At 46.0% G+C, this 16,419-nt stretch carries 12 protein-coding genes and 2 tRNA genes; 10 read left to right on the top strand and 4 right to left on the bottom strand.

Annotated features, from left to right (window positions below; all coding sequences use genetic code 11):
• From WC526_04845 to WC526_04815, 7 genes are all read left to right on the top strand, one after another.
• Positions 1 to 232 (top strand): site-specific integrase (locus WC526_04845; GenBank protein MFA5062444.1); only part of this gene is annotated, 232 nt, incomplete at its 5' end.
• A 504-nt stretch (positions 233 to 736) separates the two neighbouring features.
• Positions 737 to 1,444 (top strand): DUF2290 domain-containing protein, encoded by a 708-nt coding sequence (locus tag WC526_04840; protein MFA5062443.1) that lies wholly within the window; start codon positions 737 to 739, stop codon positions 1,442 to 1,444.
• Positions 1,445 to 1,678: 234 nt separating this feature from the next.
• A tRNA-Phe gene (locus tag WC526_04835) sits at positions 1,679 to 1,750 on the top strand.
• 27 nt (positions 1,751 to 1,777) lie between these two features.
• Positions 1,778 to 1,851, top strand: a tRNA-Pro gene (locus tag WC526_04830).
• Positions 1,852 to 1,873: 22 nt separating this feature from the next.
• Positions 1,874 to 2,188 (top strand): type II toxin-antitoxin system RelE/ParE family toxin, encoded by a 315-nt coding sequence (locus WC526_04825; GenBank protein ID MFA5062442.1) that lies wholly within the window; start codon positions 1,874 to 1,876, stop codon positions 2,186 to 2,188.
• A gap of 10 nt (positions 2,189 to 2,198) precedes the next feature.
• A complete protein-coding gene (locus WC526_04820; GenBank protein MFA5062441.1) occupies positions 2,199 to 2,510 on the top strand; it encodes a helix-turn-helix transcriptional regulator in 312 nt (103 codons plus the stop codon).
• Between the two features lie 8 nt (positions 2,511 to 2,518).
• Positions 2,519 to 3,145: an HAD-IA family hydrolase gene (locus WC526_04815; GenBank protein MFA5062440.1), complete on the top strand. Its 627-nt coding sequence runs from the start codon at positions 2,519 to 2,521 to the stop codon at positions 3,143 to 3,145.
• Position 3,146: 1 nt separating this feature from the next.
• Here the strand turns inward: WC526_04815 and WC526_04810 are convergent, their stop codons facing one another.
• The 4 genes from WC526_04810 to WC526_04795 form a co-directional block, all read right to left on the bottom strand.
• On the bottom strand, positions 3,147 to 3,710 hold the full coding sequence (locus WC526_04810) for an alpha/beta fold hydrolase (GenBank protein ID MFA5062439.1): 564 nt from the start codon (positions 3,708 to 3,710) through the stop codon (positions 3,147 to 3,149).
• 37 nt (positions 3,711 to 3,747) lie between these two features.
• Entirely contained in the window at positions 3,748 to 4,824 is a 1,077-nt protein-coding gene (gene recA, locus WC526_04805; GenBank protein ID MFA5062438.1) for a recombinase RecA, read from the bottom strand.
• A 127-nt stretch (positions 4,825 to 4,951) separates the two neighbouring features.
• Complete coding sequence (locus WC526_04800) at positions 4,952 to 5,638, bottom strand: helix-turn-helix domain-containing protein (GenBank protein MFA5062437.1); 687 nt, start codon at positions 5,636 to 5,638, stop codon at positions 4,952 to 4,954.
• A 6-nt stretch (positions 5,639 to 5,644) separates the two neighbouring features.
• Positions 5,645 to 7,912 carry a DNA translocase FtsK 4TM domain-containing protein gene (locus WC526_04795; protein ID MFA5062436.1) on the bottom strand — a complete coding sequence of 756 codons (2,268 nt, stop codon included), beginning with the start codon at positions 7,910 to 7,912 and terminating at the stop codon, positions 5,645 to 5,647.
• Positions 7,913 to 8,030: 118 nt separating this feature from the next.
• Between WC526_04795 and WC526_04790 the strand changes: the two genes are divergently transcribed.
• From WC526_04790 to rpoC, 3 genes are all read left to right on the top strand, one after another.
• Positions 8,031 to 8,357 carry a hypothetical protein gene (locus WC526_04790; GenBank protein MFA5062435.1) on the top strand — a complete coding sequence of 109 codons (327 nt, stop codon included), beginning with the start codon at positions 8,031 to 8,033 and terminating at the stop codon, positions 8,355 to 8,357.
• A 637-nt stretch (positions 8,358 to 8,994) separates the two neighbouring features.
• Positions 8,995 to 12,435, top strand: coding sequence for a DNA-directed RNA polymerase subunit beta (locus tag WC526_04785; protein ID MFA5062434.1), 3,441 nt, complete (start codon positions 8,995 to 8,997; stop codon positions 12,433 to 12,435).
• Between the two features lie 8 nt (positions 12,436 to 12,443).
• Positions 12,444 to 16,322, top strand: coding sequence for a DNA-directed RNA polymerase subunit beta' (gene rpoC, locus WC526_04780; GenBank protein ID MFA5062433.1), 3,879 nt, complete (start codon positions 12,444 to 12,446; stop codon positions 16,320 to 16,322).
• Positions 16,323 to 16,419 lie beyond the last annotated feature (97 nt).

The raw sequence follows: 16,419 nt of genomic DNA, 5'->3' as shown, positions 1-16,419 counted from the left end.
AGCCGTGATTCCAATTCCTCCCCTGGATATGAATGTACTGGTCCGGTCCTTCGAGGGCTACCTGCGCGTCGAGCGCGGCCGTAGTCCGATAACCATCAAGAGATACCTCTCGGTGCTCTCCAAGTTCGTAGCCTTCATTGGCGCGGGCAACTCGGACCTGGTTCTTGAGAAGGTGGTCAGGAACGCGATCACGAAGACGGCACAGACAGCCAGCGCGCATCTTCCGATGTAACACTTGACAACTACACGTGTTTCCTGGTAGTAGTACCTGACACCGGAGGGGGCCCCGGGGTCGCGCGAGTAGTTGGCGTGCGACCTGGGGGCCTGCCGGTGGTGGTTCGGATCAGTGGTACCGTGCTGACGCGTCATGTTGGCCTCTCGCGTCGGCGTTGCACTGCTGGCCCTGCCTTCAGCCCGATGCTGGATACATCGAGCAGCCGGCGGGCCCCCGCCGACATTCAGAGTAGTGTCGCCTTGCTCATTCCTGCAGTGGGCGCCTCGTCGGCGCCCCGGATCGAGTTCGGCCGGTTCTTCCGGCGGACCTCGCGCGAACTGTCCCCCTTGGACAGTTCTTTTTGTTGCTGCTCGGAAGTGACTCGGGTGCATGAGTGCTCCGCAACAGCAGCGGAGCACGCTTCGACGAGGAGGCGGGTCTACCGGTAGTGGACTCTGGTATACTTCCGTCGAGGAAAGGCGTTCCGGACCATGCTGTCACTGAAGGGCCCAGTTCGAATCGATGCGTGGGACGGAGCAAAAGGGGGACGAAGAGATGAACCAAGGGCAATTCAGAGCCCAAATCACGCGGGTTGAGGCGATTTACAAGGACTTGGACCTCGCAGATCTCGTGAATGAGAGGGTCCACTATCCCGCCGATCTCGCTAAGAGCGTTCGCAAGAGACCGTACCGAGAGGAATGGGAGTACTACGTTCGAAACCAGTTCTATGACCTGCGACTTCGAGACTGGTCGATCTTGCAGTTTAAGCCAGAAACTCCGGTCAGTGAGCTGTCGTTTTCGTTCTACGAATGTCCAGTGGCAATCCTGCCATACCGTGAGTTCCTGGTCGAGACGCTCGGATCGGATGTTGATAACGTCGGACATGAGTTTTGGGAAGAATACGAGGAGTACGTCTACACCTCTGCATTGCGGGATGCTGTGACGCCAATCAGGTACGATCTCAGTCCGGCTCTTTACGAGGAGGGAATCCATCCATCGGCCCATATCCACATAGGCCACCGGAGCGAGATTCGTCTATTCACCGTGCGGATGCTTCGTCCTCTGTCGTTCGGACTGCTCATCCTTCGACAGGTGTATCCCGATGCTTGGCGGGCGTTCCTGAAGCGCCCGGATGCGCCATCGCTGTGTCGTCAGGTGAGGGATGCATTGGAGATTGTTCCGGCGGAGCACCACAAGCCCAAGGACCGGCTGCAGATGATTCTGACATGAACCGCTTAAGAGTAAGCACCTCTATGGTATTGGGATCGCTGCGTCTCTTTACAAGTCTGGTTCGATTGCTTATACTACAGACCCAGCGGACTCTCGCGGAGGAGTGGCACAATCGCCGTTTTCTTGCAGGAAGTCTTTGAGCTTGGGAGTGTTCGTGCACACGCTCGAATACATATCCTCGAGTTCTTGAAAGACGAAGTTCGGTCCACTGGTCGCCTAGGGCGACTAAAAAATGCCGAGGTAGCTCATCGGTAGAGCGAAGGACTGAAAATCCTTGCGTAGCGAGTCCGACTCTCGCCCTCGGCACGATTGGCCCCATGTGGGGCCTTTAAACGGGCTATGGCTCAATTGGCTAGAGCACCTGGTTTGGGACCAGGGGATTGTGAGTTCAAGTCTCACTAGCCCGACAAACTATTTCTTATAGATAATATGGAGGTAAAATTCTTTGATAATACAATTGAAGTGTTTATTAGTAACCTCGAAAAACTAACCATCGCAAAGATCTTGCGCACTATTGATCTTTTGGAACGGTTTGGACCGCAGCTGGGAATGCCGCATAGTAAAAAGATTGGTGATAAAATTTTTGAGTTGCGTGTACGTGGCAAACAGGAAGTCCGTCTTTTTTATACATTTTATAAAAACAACGCCGTTATTTTGTGTGGATTTATTAAAAAATCTCAAAAAATTCCTCAAAGAGAAATATTGGCGGCTCGGCAGAAGCTGACAGGACTTGACAAAGTATAACGTATATGTTATGTTAGTAGTTGTTAATACTATACTTGCCTATAATATGAAATCCTATACCAAAATTAAAAAGCAATTTCTTAAAGACAGGTCAGTTCGCAAGGCCTACAAAGATCTTGATGCTGAATTTAAACTAATTCAGACCATTATTGAGAAACGGACTGTAAAAGGGCTGACACAAGCGGCACTGGCAAATAAAATTGGAACTAAACAATCCGCAATAGCACGGCTTGAGTCAGGGAGTTATAACCCTTCTTTGTTATTTTTGGAAAAAGTTGCTAAAGCCCTCGATGCACAATTGGTTGTATCTATTTCTTCGTAAATTATAATATGCCAAATAAAATAAAAACTTTTGTCTTTGATCTGGGCGGAGTAGTTTTTGCTGATGGCAGCAGTAAAATCGGAAGTATTTTAGAAAAAGAAAAGGGATATGACCCGGAACTGATCCAAAAAATTATTAAATCTGAAAAACGAAGAGAAGCCCTGCGGGGAAAAATTCAGGATGAAGAATTTTGGAATTGGGCGAAGGCGCAATTGCCGCCGGATTATGATATAGATTATATCCGCAATGCCTATTATGGCAGCTATAAATTAGATGAGGATATATCCAAGTTAATTTTGGAACTTAAAAAATTAGGTTATCGCAGAATAATTTTTTCCGGCAATATGAAGAGCCGGGTTGAGTATCTGGAACAGAAATATAATTTTTCTAAAAATTTTGACGGCGCAGTTTATTCGTTTGTAGTCGGTCATACCAAACCTGATCCAGAATTTTTTGAAGCGATGATAAATGTGATAAAATGTGACCCGTCAGAAGCGATATTTATTGATGATCGTGAGGATAATTTGAAGTTAGTAGAAAAATACGGAGTGAAAACAACTTTTTACAGTGAAGGAAAGATAAAAAAACTTTTGTCAGAACTGAAAAAGCTTGGAGTTGAGATTTCCCCAAATTAATCTAAAACAACCCCGCCACCTCCGGCAACTTCTTTATTCGGTCATACTCGCAGATGTGGCCTTTTTTGTGCAGAAGAATTATTTTTGCGTGAAGTTTATTTTCAAATATTTTTTTATTTTTTTCAAGCGCTCCGAATGGGTCATTGTCTGAAAGCAAAACTGTAATATTTTCACCAACCGCTTCCCGAATTTTGGCAAAATCAATCGGTGTTTCCAGCCACGGCTTGGCCACAACTTTTTCTTCTTCATTTAAATTTTGTAACTGGAACCATCCGGCCACAAAAACAACGCCGCCAACTTTTGCGCCCGGGTTCAAACCCTGTAAATATCTCATTATCGTCTGACAGCCGATGCTGTGGCCGACAAAATAGGTGTTTTCATCGGGCTTGCCGACCAGCTCGGCTAAGTATCCGACCCATTTGGCAATGTCAGGCGCATCTGTATCCGGCATCGCCGGTACAAAAACCTGATAGCCCTTTGCTTTCAGTTCATTTTTGAGCCAGGGGAACCAGCCCGATTCCGGGTTGTCGCTCCAGCCATGAATTATATAAACACGCTTGTTCATATATTATTAAAGCAGCCCATAAAAGGGCTGCTCATTATTATTCTTCCACCGGCGGTGGCACATCATTTGCGTCCGCAATATCAGCGGCTGATTCTTCCTCCGGCGCTTCGCCTTTTTTGACCGCTTCCCAAATCGATTTACTGATTTCTTTCATTAGTTTTGGATTTTCTCTTAAGAATTTTTTGGCGGCTTCGCGGCCCACGGCCAATTTTTCGCCGTTATAACTATAAGAATTTCCGGATTTGCCCACAACTTTATATAACACCCCAGCGTCAATCATATCACCGCTCACGGAAATGCCTTCATTATACATAATATCAAATTCGCAGGTGCGGAAGGGCGCGGCTACTTTGTTTTTTACCACTTTTGCCTTGACGCGGTTGCCGATTATTCTGTCCCCCTGTTTTATTTGGGCGGCGCGGCGAACTTCAATGCGCACTGAAGAATAAAATTTCAAAGCATTGCCGCCGGTGGTGGTTTCCGGATTGCCAAAGAAAACTCCGATCTTCATGCGGATCTGGTTTATGAAAATTACCACAGTTTTTGATTTGCTGATGATGGCAGTTAGTTTGCGCAGGGCCTGGCTCATTAAGCGTGCCTGCAAACCCATGTGTGAATCACCCATTTCGCCTTCAATTTCCGCTTTTGGCACAAGCGCGGCCACCGAGTCAATCACAATCACATCAACCGCGTTTGAACGCACCAAGGTTTCCACAATATCCAGGGCCTGTTCGCCGGTGTCCGGCTGGGAAATTAAAAGTTCATCAACTTTTACGCCGATTTTTTTGGCATAATCCGGGTCAAGAGCGTGTTCGGCATCCACAAACGCGGCAATGCCGCCCAATTTTTGGATTTCAGCCACAATGTGTTGGGCCAGGGTGGTTTTGCCGCTGGCTTCCGGGCCATATATCTCAATAACGCGTCCGCGGGGCACGCCGCCGACTCCCAAGGCAATGTCCAAGGATAAACATCCGGTCGGCACGGCATCAACCTGCATGGTTCTGGCCTCGCCGAATTTCATAATCGCACCCTCGCCGAATTTGCTCTTAATCTGCTCAATTGCGCTCTCGGCGGCTTTTAGTTTCTCCTTTACCTCCTCGGAAATTTTTGGCATATATTTGGGTTAAGTATTAGGATTATAGTATAAGCCCTAGTAGGTTATATGAAAATCAAGAAAATATCAAATGTTAATAAAAAATACTACTAAGTAATTTTGAGCACTAGCGTAGCTTGGCGAAAAATTACTTAGTAGTATTCAATGTTAAACTTGGTTTGACTATGATATGTCTGGTGATAGTGGTTGTTTTGCCGTGTTTTTTGGTGGCTGAAATTGTAATGGTGTTGAGTCCGCCCGACAAGCCCACCTGTGCCCCAAATTGTCCTTTATCATTGGCCATTATTTCTTTGCCATTGACCGTCAGTTGAACTTCTTTTTCGGTTTCGCCCTGGACATTGGTTGTCAGCTGGCCGGTGACAGATCCGTCATCCGGAGTAAAAACGGTTAGCGTGGGCGGGCGCAAAATGCCGTTAATCTGCCAGGCCAAATATCCTAAAAATCCGATTATTAAAACGGCGATGGCAACATTTTTGAAAATAGAAGAGATGGATAATTTTCTGATTTTAAAACTGCGGTGCGGATGCACGGGTGTGTAATTTTCCAAATCTGATTCTTTGGAAAATTGATAAAGAAAACTGGCCGGGCTTAAATCAAGTGAACGGGCATATTCTCTGATGTAGGCAAGACGGTGGGCTTTGGCGCAGGGCAGACAATCAAAGTGGCTGGATTCAATCGCTTCCAAATATTTAACCGGCACTCTGGTTTTAACGGAAACATCCTGAAGATTAAGGCAGCGGTCTTCGCGCGCTTTTTTAAGCCGTTCACCGACATGCAAACTCGCTTCTAATTTTTTTCTGCAAAATATTGCCATAATAATTTATGGAGTTTGTTCTTCGTTTTTTATTTCTTCCAAAACCGGAGCGCCGCCCGCGTCCATTGTTTGTTCTTCAGTGGACAGTTCCGGCTCGCTTTCCGGCTGGAAATGTTCGGTAAAGACCTCGCGCGGTTTGGCGCCGTCAACCGGGCCGACGATTCCGGCTTCTTCCATCTGATCAAGCAATCTGGCGGCCCGCGCATAGCCAAGTTTCAATCGGCGCTGTAAGAGTGAGGCACTGGCCTTTCCTGATTCTATCACAATTCGCTTGGCCTCATCAAATAGGGGATCATAATCATCGCTCGCGCCGCCAAACATGTTCACTGTGCCCGCGCCGAACCCGCCGGCATTTTTAGAAACGATTGATTCATCATACTCCGGTGGTTCATCGCCTTTCAAATGATCAATTACCCGTTTCATTTCTTCTTCGGAAACAAACGCACCCTGTAAACGTTTTGGTTTTGAGAGTTCGGCGGTTAAAAACAACATGTCGCCACGGCCAAGAAGTTTGTCCGCTCCCTGGCAATCCAAAATCGTGCGTGAATCAATAATTGAAGCGACGGAAAAAGCGATGCGGGCCGGAATGTTTGCTTTCATCAGACCGGTGATTACCTCCACGCTTGGTCTTTGGGTGGCAACGATCAAATGTATGCCCACCGCGCGTGCCATTTGAGCCAGGCGGATAATACCGGCTTCAACTTCGCTGGCGGCCATGGCCATCAAATCGGCCAGCTCATCAATTATAAATATAATATGCGGAAGTTTTTCAGAAGCGGTTCTGTTGTATGACTCAATATCTCTTTTGCCCGATTCAGCGAGGACATTAAATCTGCGGTCCATTTCTCCGATTGTCCATTTCAGGGCATTAACTGTTTTGGCCGCGTCAGTGATTACCGGAGTGAGTAAATGGGGAATACCATTATACATTGTAAGTTCAACGCGTTTGGGATCAACCATAATCATGCGCAAGGTCTCGGCCGTGTTTTGATAAAGCAAACTTAAAATAATCGTGTTTATACAAACTGTTTTTCCCGAACCGGTGGCGCCGGCGATCAGTAAGTGCGGCATTTTTGGCAAGTCAGCGAACCAAACCTTTCCGGCCACGTCTTTGCCGAGCGCGATCATCATGTTGTGTTCGGTCTTTTTAAACTCATTGCTTTCCAGCAGTTCGCGCAAAGTGACCATAGCCACTTTTTGATTTGGCACTTCAATGCCAACCAGTGATTGGCCCGGTATAGGCGCTTCAATTCTGATTGGGTGCGCGGCCAAAGCCAGGGACAGATCATTGTTTAAGGTGGTGATGCGGGTAAGCTTAATGCCCTTGGCCGGTTTTAGAGAATATTGCGTTACCGTCGGACCGACGCGCACTTCACCCATATCAACTTCTATGCCGAAATTATGCAGAGTGTCCTTGATGGTTTCAGCATTACCCTTGATGTCGCCCGAAGTTGGTTTGGTCTTTGAAGTGAATAATAAATCAATCGGCGGCAAGTCCCGGATAACCGGTTTGGGAATTTTGTGGATTTCCTGTTCTTCTGGTTTTTCATCCGGCTCTGTTTCGGTTTCGTCCACCTCTTCTTCACCCAGTTTTTTCTGCGCGAAAGTTCTTTTTTCTTCCTCTTCTTCAATTTCATTCTCCTCTGCGGCGCTTTCCTGATATTCACCTTTGATTTTAAATTTTACTTTTTCTTCGGACTTAAATAAGGCAAAGAAAGCAATAATTTGTTTTCCAATCCAGCCAAAAACCAGCAGGGCTTTTTTGTGCAGGTTAACTATTTGGGCGAGCGAAGTATTAAACAGGAAGATAACTGAAACCAAGAGCAGGCCGATTAAAACCGTGAATCCTCCCCAATAGCCGAGGTATTTTTCCAAGGGCCAGGCCAGGGCAAAACCGGCAATGCCGCCGCCGTATCCCTGCAAAGCCATGGTCCACATGTCGTTAAGCGGTCTTTGCAAGTGAACCAAACCGTTGAAAGATAATATAAAGAAAATTGAACCGAACCAGTGCGTGGGGCGGTATTCATATTCCATGTCCTTGATCATCAGGACCGCGACCAAAATTAAAATAATCGGGAAAATATATCTGACCTGGCCGAAAGTGATTGAGAGCAGGGAATCAATGAATTGTCCGGCCACCCCGGCCAAAGAGAAAAAGCTTAAAGTTGAAAGACCGCCTAAAATAAATAACAAAATAGCCAGAAGGCCGCGGCTGATATCTGGGTTAAGGTTTACTTTTTTGCGATAAGTTAATCTAGACCTCTGTCTGGACATATCTTGTATGATTATTATACCACAAAAAATGAATGCCAAGAAGCGTAATAAGAAGTGCAATCTTTGACAAAACCGCTATTTTATGGTAAACATGGTCTAGTTCCTAAGGAGGAGGCAAATGGATAAGACAACCAACCTTGATGAATACAAGAAGAGGGTAGCCAGAAATGAAGCGGTCTCCCAATTCTTGTTCTGGTCGCTCCGAATTCTGGTCGTGCTCGTGGTGGCTGTGCCGATCTACATCTGGTACAAGACAAGTTCGGGGTGGTGGACTCTGACCTCGCTCATCACCACACTCATGGCCTGGTTCGTATGCGGCTTTTTGATCAACAGGCGCGAGGATCGCGCCGTCATCAAGCTCAAAGAGCTCAAGGTGGTCGCCGTCAGGGAGATGCCGCCGCCAAAGCCGTCGTCAGATCCAGAGGAACCGCTGGATGCGGCCTAGACCGGCTCAACCCACGGTTTCATCCCGTTTCCCAGCGCGGGCCGAAGTTGCTGGGTCTTTTTTTTACCTAAAAATTTTAATAAAAAAAATTTCTCCACAAAGCTGCGACAAGAGTTGCATGTTTTAGTGACGGATCAAATTTAGAAAACGTTTCTCTGAACAAAAAAATGTTCAAGAGAAAGAGAGAAATTTGTTTTCTAAAAATCCGATCCGCTTGAGACATCAACTCTTGCGCAACTATATGGAGAAATTTAGCGATACCCTATTGTATTGTGAGTGGTTCGGTTTTGTCAAGACAAGGCAAAAAGTGCATAACCTGTGGATAGATTTTTTTGGAGAAATGGTTGAGCGAGTTTTTTTAGCTTAGTTTAGACAAATTTTGTCACCCCCTTGACAAAATTAATTTTCTTGATTCAGCTTGACAAGATCCTGAATTTAGGTTAATATTAGAGTACTTTTCAATTCTTCAAGTTAAAAAAACGAAATTTTCGCTTAAATAAGGCAAAAAGCAAAATCTACAAGCATGATAAAAAAGCTGGATTTGGCTAAATATCAATAGGGTCTAAAGATTACCTCAAGAAAAGGCGATATTTTTGTTGTCTATTTACATAAAAAATTGCTAAATAACTTCTAAACTATGCCTAAATTTAGACGTCAGCCCATACAAGTGGCCAAACGTAAATTTTTTACCACCAACCGCGATGCCATGCCGCTGCCGGATTTAATTGAGGTGCAAAAAAATTCTTATGACTGGTTTTTGAAGTTTGGCATTAAGGAATTATTTGAAGAGGTTTCACCGATGACCGATTTTACCGGCAGAGATCTGGAACTGTATTTGGAAGATTATTATTTGGATGAACCGAAGTTTGACGAGGTTGTCTGCCGTGAAAAAAATATTACTTTTGAAGCGCCGCTTCGCGTTACCGCCAAATTGCTGAATAAAAAAACCAAACAGGCCAAGGCCCAGGAAATTTATCTTGGCGATATACCGCTGATGACCGCACGCGGAACTTTTATTGTTAACGGCATTGAACGCGTGGTGGTTTCCCAGCTGATTCGAAGCGCGGGCGCGTTTTTTACCGCTGAAAATGTGCGCGGCCGCCGATATTACGGCGCGAAAATTATTCCCAATCGAGGCGCTTGGGTGGAAATTGAAACCGATTTGAATAATGTGATTTGGGTTAAGGTGGACAGAAAGCGCAAGGTGGCGGCCACTTCTCTGTTGCGCGCTTTTGGCTATAACGATGACGAACAGCTGTTGAAATTGTTTAAAGATGTCAACACTCATCCGACCGTAGATTACATTGAAGCAACCATTAAAAAGGATTTGGCCAAAAATACCGATGATGGTTTGATTGAGGTCTATAAAAGAATCCGTCCGGGCGATTTGGCTACCGCGGACAATGCCAAGAGTTTGATTTACGCGATGTTTTTCAATTTTGAAAGATATGATTTGGGCCGCGTCGGCGTTTATAAATTCAACACTAAATTTGATTTAAATTATAAAGATGAAGATTACGAGAAAAAAGAAAATCGGGTATTATCTCCGGAAAAATTATTGCAGGTTTTGAAAGAGGTGGTGCGTTTAAACGTCACCCAGGAAGAGCCGGATGATATTGACCATCTTGGCAACCGCCGCATCCGCGCGGTGGGTGAACTGGCGCAAAACCGATTCCGCGTCGGTTTGGCCAGGATGGAACGTATTGTCAAAGACCGAATGAGCACGCAGGAATTGGACACCTTAAGTCCGAATAAACTGATTAACGCCAGACCGGTTATCAGCGCGATTCGTGAATTCTTTATGAGTTCGCAATTGTCACAGTTCATGGATCAGACCAACCCGCTTTCCGAATTGGAACACAAGAGACGTGTGAGCGCGCTCGGACCCGGCGGTTTGTCCCGTGACCGCGCCGGCTTTGAAGTCCGCGATGTGCACACCACTCACTATGGCCGTATTTGTCCGATCGCTACTCCTGAAGGTCCGAATATTGGCTTAGTTAACCATTTATCCAGCTTTGCCCGGGTTAATGAATTCGGATTTATTGAGACCCCCTACAGAAAGGTTTTGCGCGAAGTGCCCAATGAGCCGAGATTTTCCGAAGGTGAAATTTTACGCAAAGAGATGGAAGGAGTGAAGGCCAACACTTTGATTACCAAAGATGTAGCCGCCAAATTGGCAAAATCAAAATCAAAAACCATACTGGTTAAACCCCGACTAACCAATGAGATTGTTTATATAAATGCGTTTAAGGAAGAGAAGGTTAACACAGCTGCGGCCACCATCCGTGTTGATGAAAAAGGATATTTTATTGACGCGGAAACCCCGGCCCGCATTCATGGTAATCCGGGCGTGGCCAAAACCAGTGATATTGAATATGTGGATGTGGCTTCAAACCAGATTATCAGCATTGCTACTTCTTGTATCCCGTTTTTGGAACATGATGATGCCACCCGGGCACTCATGGGTACAAACATGCAGCGCCAAGCCGTGCCTTGTATCACTCCGGAACAGCCGCTTGTCGGTACCGGCGTTGAACAAAAGGCCGCCTATTATTCCGGACACGTTATGGTTTCCGATGTTGACGGCGAAGTTACGGAAATGGATGGCAGGCATATAGTGATTACGGATAAAAAAGACGTAAAGCACACATATAATTTAAATAAATTTGTCAGATCAAATGCTTCCACTTGTATAAACCAGAAACCGATTGTTGATTTGGGTGGAAAAGTTAAAAAAGGCGATCCGTTAACTGATGGCCCGGGCATTAGAGAAAGCGAACTGTCGCTGGGACAAAATATGCTGGTTGCCTACATGGTTTGGGACGGCTTTAACTACGAAGACGCGGTAATTATTTCTGAAAAAGTGGTGCAGACCGACCGTTTCACTTCCATACACATAGAGGACTATGTAATTGACGTCCGCGAAACCAAGCTTGGACCGGAAATCGTGACTGCCGACATCCCCAACGTCAGTGAAGAAAAATTAAAAAATTTGGACAGCGAAGGAATCGTTCGCGTGGGCGCCGAAGTAAAATCCGGCGACATTTTAGTTGGCAAAATCACGCCGAAAGGAGAAACTGAACTCTCTGCCGAAGAAAGATTGCTCCGTGCCATCTTCGGAGAAAAAGCTCGCGACGTGCGCGATTCATCTTTATATTTGGAACACGGCGAACATGGTCGCGTAATCGGCATAAAGATTTTCTCCGCCGAAAACGGCGACAAATTACAGCCGGGCGTAATCAAACAAGTACAGGTCAAAGTTGCCGATATGCGCAAAATTCAGGTTGGCGACAAAATGGCCGGCCGCCATGGCAACAAAGGCGTTATTTCAAAAGTTGTGCCGGTTGAAGACATGCCATTTTTGGAAGACGGCACTCCGGTTGATATAATTTTATCTCCGCTTGGTGTTATTTCTCGTATGAACCTGGGCCAGTTGCTTGAAACTCACCTGGGTTTGGCCGCTAATGCTCTTGGTTATCGCGTGGCCACTCCGGTTTTAAATGGTTTGCATGAAAGTCAGATTAAAGAAGAACTGGTTAAAGCCGGCTTTCCGGCCAATGGCCAGGTTACTTTGTGCGACGGCCGGACCGGTGAACCATATGACCACCAGGTGACAGTCGGCTACAACTACATTCTCAAATTGAACCACATGGTTGAGGATAAGATCCATCAGCGATCAATCGGCCCATACAGTTTAATCACCCAACAGCCGCTTGGCGGCAAGGCCCAATTCGGCGGGCAAAGATTTGGAGAAATGGAAGTTTGGGCTTTGGAGGCCTATGGCGCTGCTCATACCTTGCAGGAAATTTTGACCATCAAGTCCGATGATGTGCCGGGCCGTTCCAAGGCCTATGAGGCCATTATTAAAGGCGAGGAAATCAGCAAGGTCAATGTTCCGGAATCATTTAACGTCTTAGTCCGTGAGTTAAAAGGTCTGGGCTTGGACGTTGAATTGCTCAAGAGATCCGAATCCGGAGATTATAGGCCGATCGCGGAAGTGAAAGAGCAGGAAGAAGCGCAGCGGCTTAAATTTTCCGAACCGGCGGCTGCGGAAAAAATTGAATCTTCTAATAAATAAAATTCTATATGGCTAATGAAAATTTCAACCCAATGGACTTTGACGCCATACGTCTGAAATTGGCCTCGCCGGAAGTGATTAAGGGCTGGTCATATGGAGAAGTCCATAAACCGGAAACAATCAACTACCGCACCCAAAAACCGGAAAAGGGCGGCTTGTTTGCTGAAGAAATTTTTGGACCAACCAAGGATTGGGAATGCTATTGCGGAAAATATAAGAAGATAAGATATAAGGGAATCATTTGCGACAAGTGCGGAGTGGAAGTCACTCATTCTTCGGTTCGCCGCGAGCGCATGGGACACATTGAACTCTCGGCATCAGTGGCTCACATTTGGTTTTTGCGGTCAGTGCCTTCAAAAATTGGTTTGGTTTTGGATTTATCCGGACAGGCCTTGGAGAAGGTAATTTATTTTGCCGCTTTTATAATCACTCATGTTGATGAAGAAGGCAAAAAGAAAACCGCCGACCTGTTGCGCCAGGAATATAAGACCAAGAAAAAACAGATAGAAAAAGAAGCGGAAAATTCAATGAAACAGGCCAATGATAAAAAACAAAGCGCGGAAGTTTTGGAAAAAATTCAGGAAGAAATGGAGAAAAAACAAAAGGCCTTAGACGCCGATTTCCAACAGGCCGATAAAGAGTTGAAAGAATTGCAGGTCTTGAAAATTGTTTCTGAAAATAAATATCAGGAATTGTCTTTGCGCTATGGCCATTTGTTTGAGGCCTCAATCGGCGCGGAAGCGATTAGAAATCTTTTATCCAGAATTAATTTGGACGAGACAATCAAAAAGTTGGTGGCTGAACAGCCGAACGTGAAGGGTTCAAAATTGGAAAGAATCATCAGACGCAAGAAAATTTTAAAGAGTTTCTTCTTAAACAAAATCAGACCGGAATGGATGGTTCTGCAAAATATTCCGGTTATTCCTCCGGACCTGCGCCCGATGGTGGCCTTAGACGGCGGACGTTTTGCCACTTCTGATTTAAATGATTTGTATCGCCGCGTTATCAACCGCAACAATCGTCTGCGCCGGCTGATTGAACTTGATGCTCCGGAAGTTATTTGCCGAAATGAAAAGCGCATGTTGCAGGAAGCGGTTGATGCTTTGATTGATAATAATGCCAGGCATGCCAAAACCGTGACTGCTTCAACCGGACAAAAAAGACAATTGCGATCCTTGGCCGACATCTTAAAAGGCAAACAAGGGCGTTTCCGCCAGAATTTACTCGGCAAGCGCGTTGACTATTCCGGCCGTTCGGTAATCGTGGTTGGCCCGAATTTAAACATTGACGAGTGCGGTTTGCCGAAGCGCATGGCTTTGGAACTTTTCAAACCCTTTATAATGAGCGAAATCATTAAACGCGAATTGGCGCATAATGTACGCAGCGCCTCCAGATACATTGAAGCCGAGCATGATGAGGTTTGGGATATTTTGGAAGAATTGACCCAAAAAACCCGCGTGCTCTTAAACCGCGCTCCAACCCTGCACCGCTTGGGCATTCAGGCCTTTCATCCGCGTTTGATTGAAGGCAAAGCCATTCAATTGCACCCGCTGGTTTGTACCGCTTTTAATGCTGACTTTGACGGCGACCAAATGGCCGTGCACTTACCACTGACAGCTGAAGCCCGCTGGGAAGCCGATAATTTAATGGCCGCTGAAAAAAATATTTTGAAGCCGGCCACCGGCAGTCCGGTGATCACGCCAAAGCAAGATATTGCTCTGGGCTGTTATTATCTGACCAGAACCGGTGTTGACGATAAAGCCGAAGTAAAGAAATTTTATGGTTCTGAACAGGAAGCGACACTGGCCTACAAAGCCCGACAGATTACTTTGCAGGAAAGAATCAAGGTTCGTTTTACCGACTTGAATAAATTTCCGGAAGGCACCAATCCTTTGATAGAAACGACCGTTGGCAGATTGTTATTCAATAAGGTCTTGCCGGATAAGCTTCCGTACTTTAACGAAACAATCAATGTAAAGAAATTGGGCCACATTATCAGATTGTGCATTGAGTTCTTGCCGGATCAGCAAGAGGTTGCTTTTTTCTTGGATGAACTGAAAAATATCGGTTATAGATATGTGACCAAATCCGGTTATTCTCTGGGTATGGATGACTTCCCGGAAGTGGCCGAGAAGCCAAGTTTGCTCCGCGCTTCCGATCAATTGGTCAGGCAGATTGAAGAGCAGTACCAGGAAGGACTGCTTACCCAATCAGAACGCCATGCCAAGATTTTGGAAATTTGGACTGAAACAAAAGATAAAATCGTAGCCAGAAACCAGGAACTTTTGACTAAGAACGGTCCGGTGTTTGCTATGATTGATTCCGGCGCCAGAGGCACCTGGGGACAGCTTGGCCAGGTTATTGGTATGAAGGGCTTGGTGGCATCTCCTTCCGGAGACACCATTGAATTGCCGGTAAAAGGTAACTTCAAAGAGGGCTTTGAGGTTCTTGAGTTCTTTATTTCATCCCACGGTACCAGAAAAGGTTTGTCAGATACCGCGCTTAGAACAGCTAATGCCGGCTACTTAACCAGACGCTTGGTTGATGTGTCCCAGGATGTGATTGTGTTGGAAGAAGATTGCGGCGACACCACCGGTGAAATCTTTACGGCCGCGCAATCAAAGGAAATGGGTGAAAAATTATCAGAACGCGTTTGGGGACGCTATGTTTTGGAAACCGTAAAAGCCGGAAATAAAGTGATTGTCAAAGCCGGTGAAGCGGTTGATGATAAGATCATGCGTTTGATTGATGAGTATAAAGTTGAATCAATGAAAGTGAGAAGTATCCTGCAATGCAAAATGCAGAAAGGTGTTTGCAAGAAGTGTTACGGCTTTGATCTTGGCCACAATAAACCGGTTGAATTCGGCGTGGCGGTCGGAACGATTGCCGCTCAATCAATCGGCGAGCCGGGCACCCAGCTGACCATGAGAACCTTCCATACCGGCGGCGTGGCCGGCGGCGGCGATATTACCCAAGGTTTGCCGCGTGTAGACGAATTGTTTGAAGCGCGCTCTCCGAAAAAGCAGGCCCTCTTGGCAGAAGTATCCGGCGAGATTGAAATTGAAGAAGCGGACGGAAAAATTATCACTTCGCCAAGTGGCAAGAAAATTTTTGAAGGCCGACGCGGACAAAAAATTGTGCATATTCATTTCTCCGGCATGGATGAAATGAAAATAAAGACCAAGGGCGAGGACGAGGTGATGATAAAAGACGGCGCCACTGTTAAGAAAGATGAGGTCTTGGTGGTGCGCGGCGCTTCCGGTGAAGAAATTATGGCCAAGTATTCCGGAAGCATAAAGATTGAGAAAAATACCATCACCCTAACTTACGAAGGCCCGCACACGCGCGAATATATTATTCCGTTGGGATATAAATTGATGGTAAAAACCGGCGACAAAGTTGAACAGGGTGATGTTTTGACCGACGGCAGTATTAATCCGCATCAATTGTTTGAACTGAAAGGACGCGAGGCCGTGCAAAGATATATTTTGCAGGAAGTCCAGCATATTTATTCTTCCCAAGGTCAGAAGGTTAATGACAAACACGTGGAATTAATCATCCGCCAGATGTTTAGCCGTATTTATGTTGAAGATGCCGGTGATACTGATCTGCTTCCGGGTGAGGTCGTAGAAAAAGCCCAGCTGGAATTCTCCAACCGCCAGGTCAAAAAAGAAGGCGGCAGAGAAGCGACCGGTCGCGAAATGTTCTTGGGTATCAGCCGCGTAGCTTTGTCCACCCAGAGTTTCTTATCCGCGGCTTCGTTCCAGGAAACAGCCCGTGTGCTAATTAACACTGCTATCACCGGCAAGATTGACTACTTAGAAGGTTTGAAAGAGAACGTGATTATTGGCCGGTTGATTCCGGCAGGAACCGGGTTTAAGCAGTAAAAATTGAATTGAAAAAGAGGGGGAAGAACTATTTCTTTCCCCTCTTTTGTTTTAACACAACGATTTGATTTTTCCCTTATTTCAGGGTAGAATAAGC

The sequence above is a fragment of the Patescibacteria group bacterium genome (assembly GCA_041649475.1).
Lineage (GTDB): Bacteria > Patescibacteriota > Patescibacteriia > Magasanikbacterales > GWA2-37-8 > JBAZNA01.
This window is presented reverse-complemented; position numbering and strand designations above follow the sequence as displayed.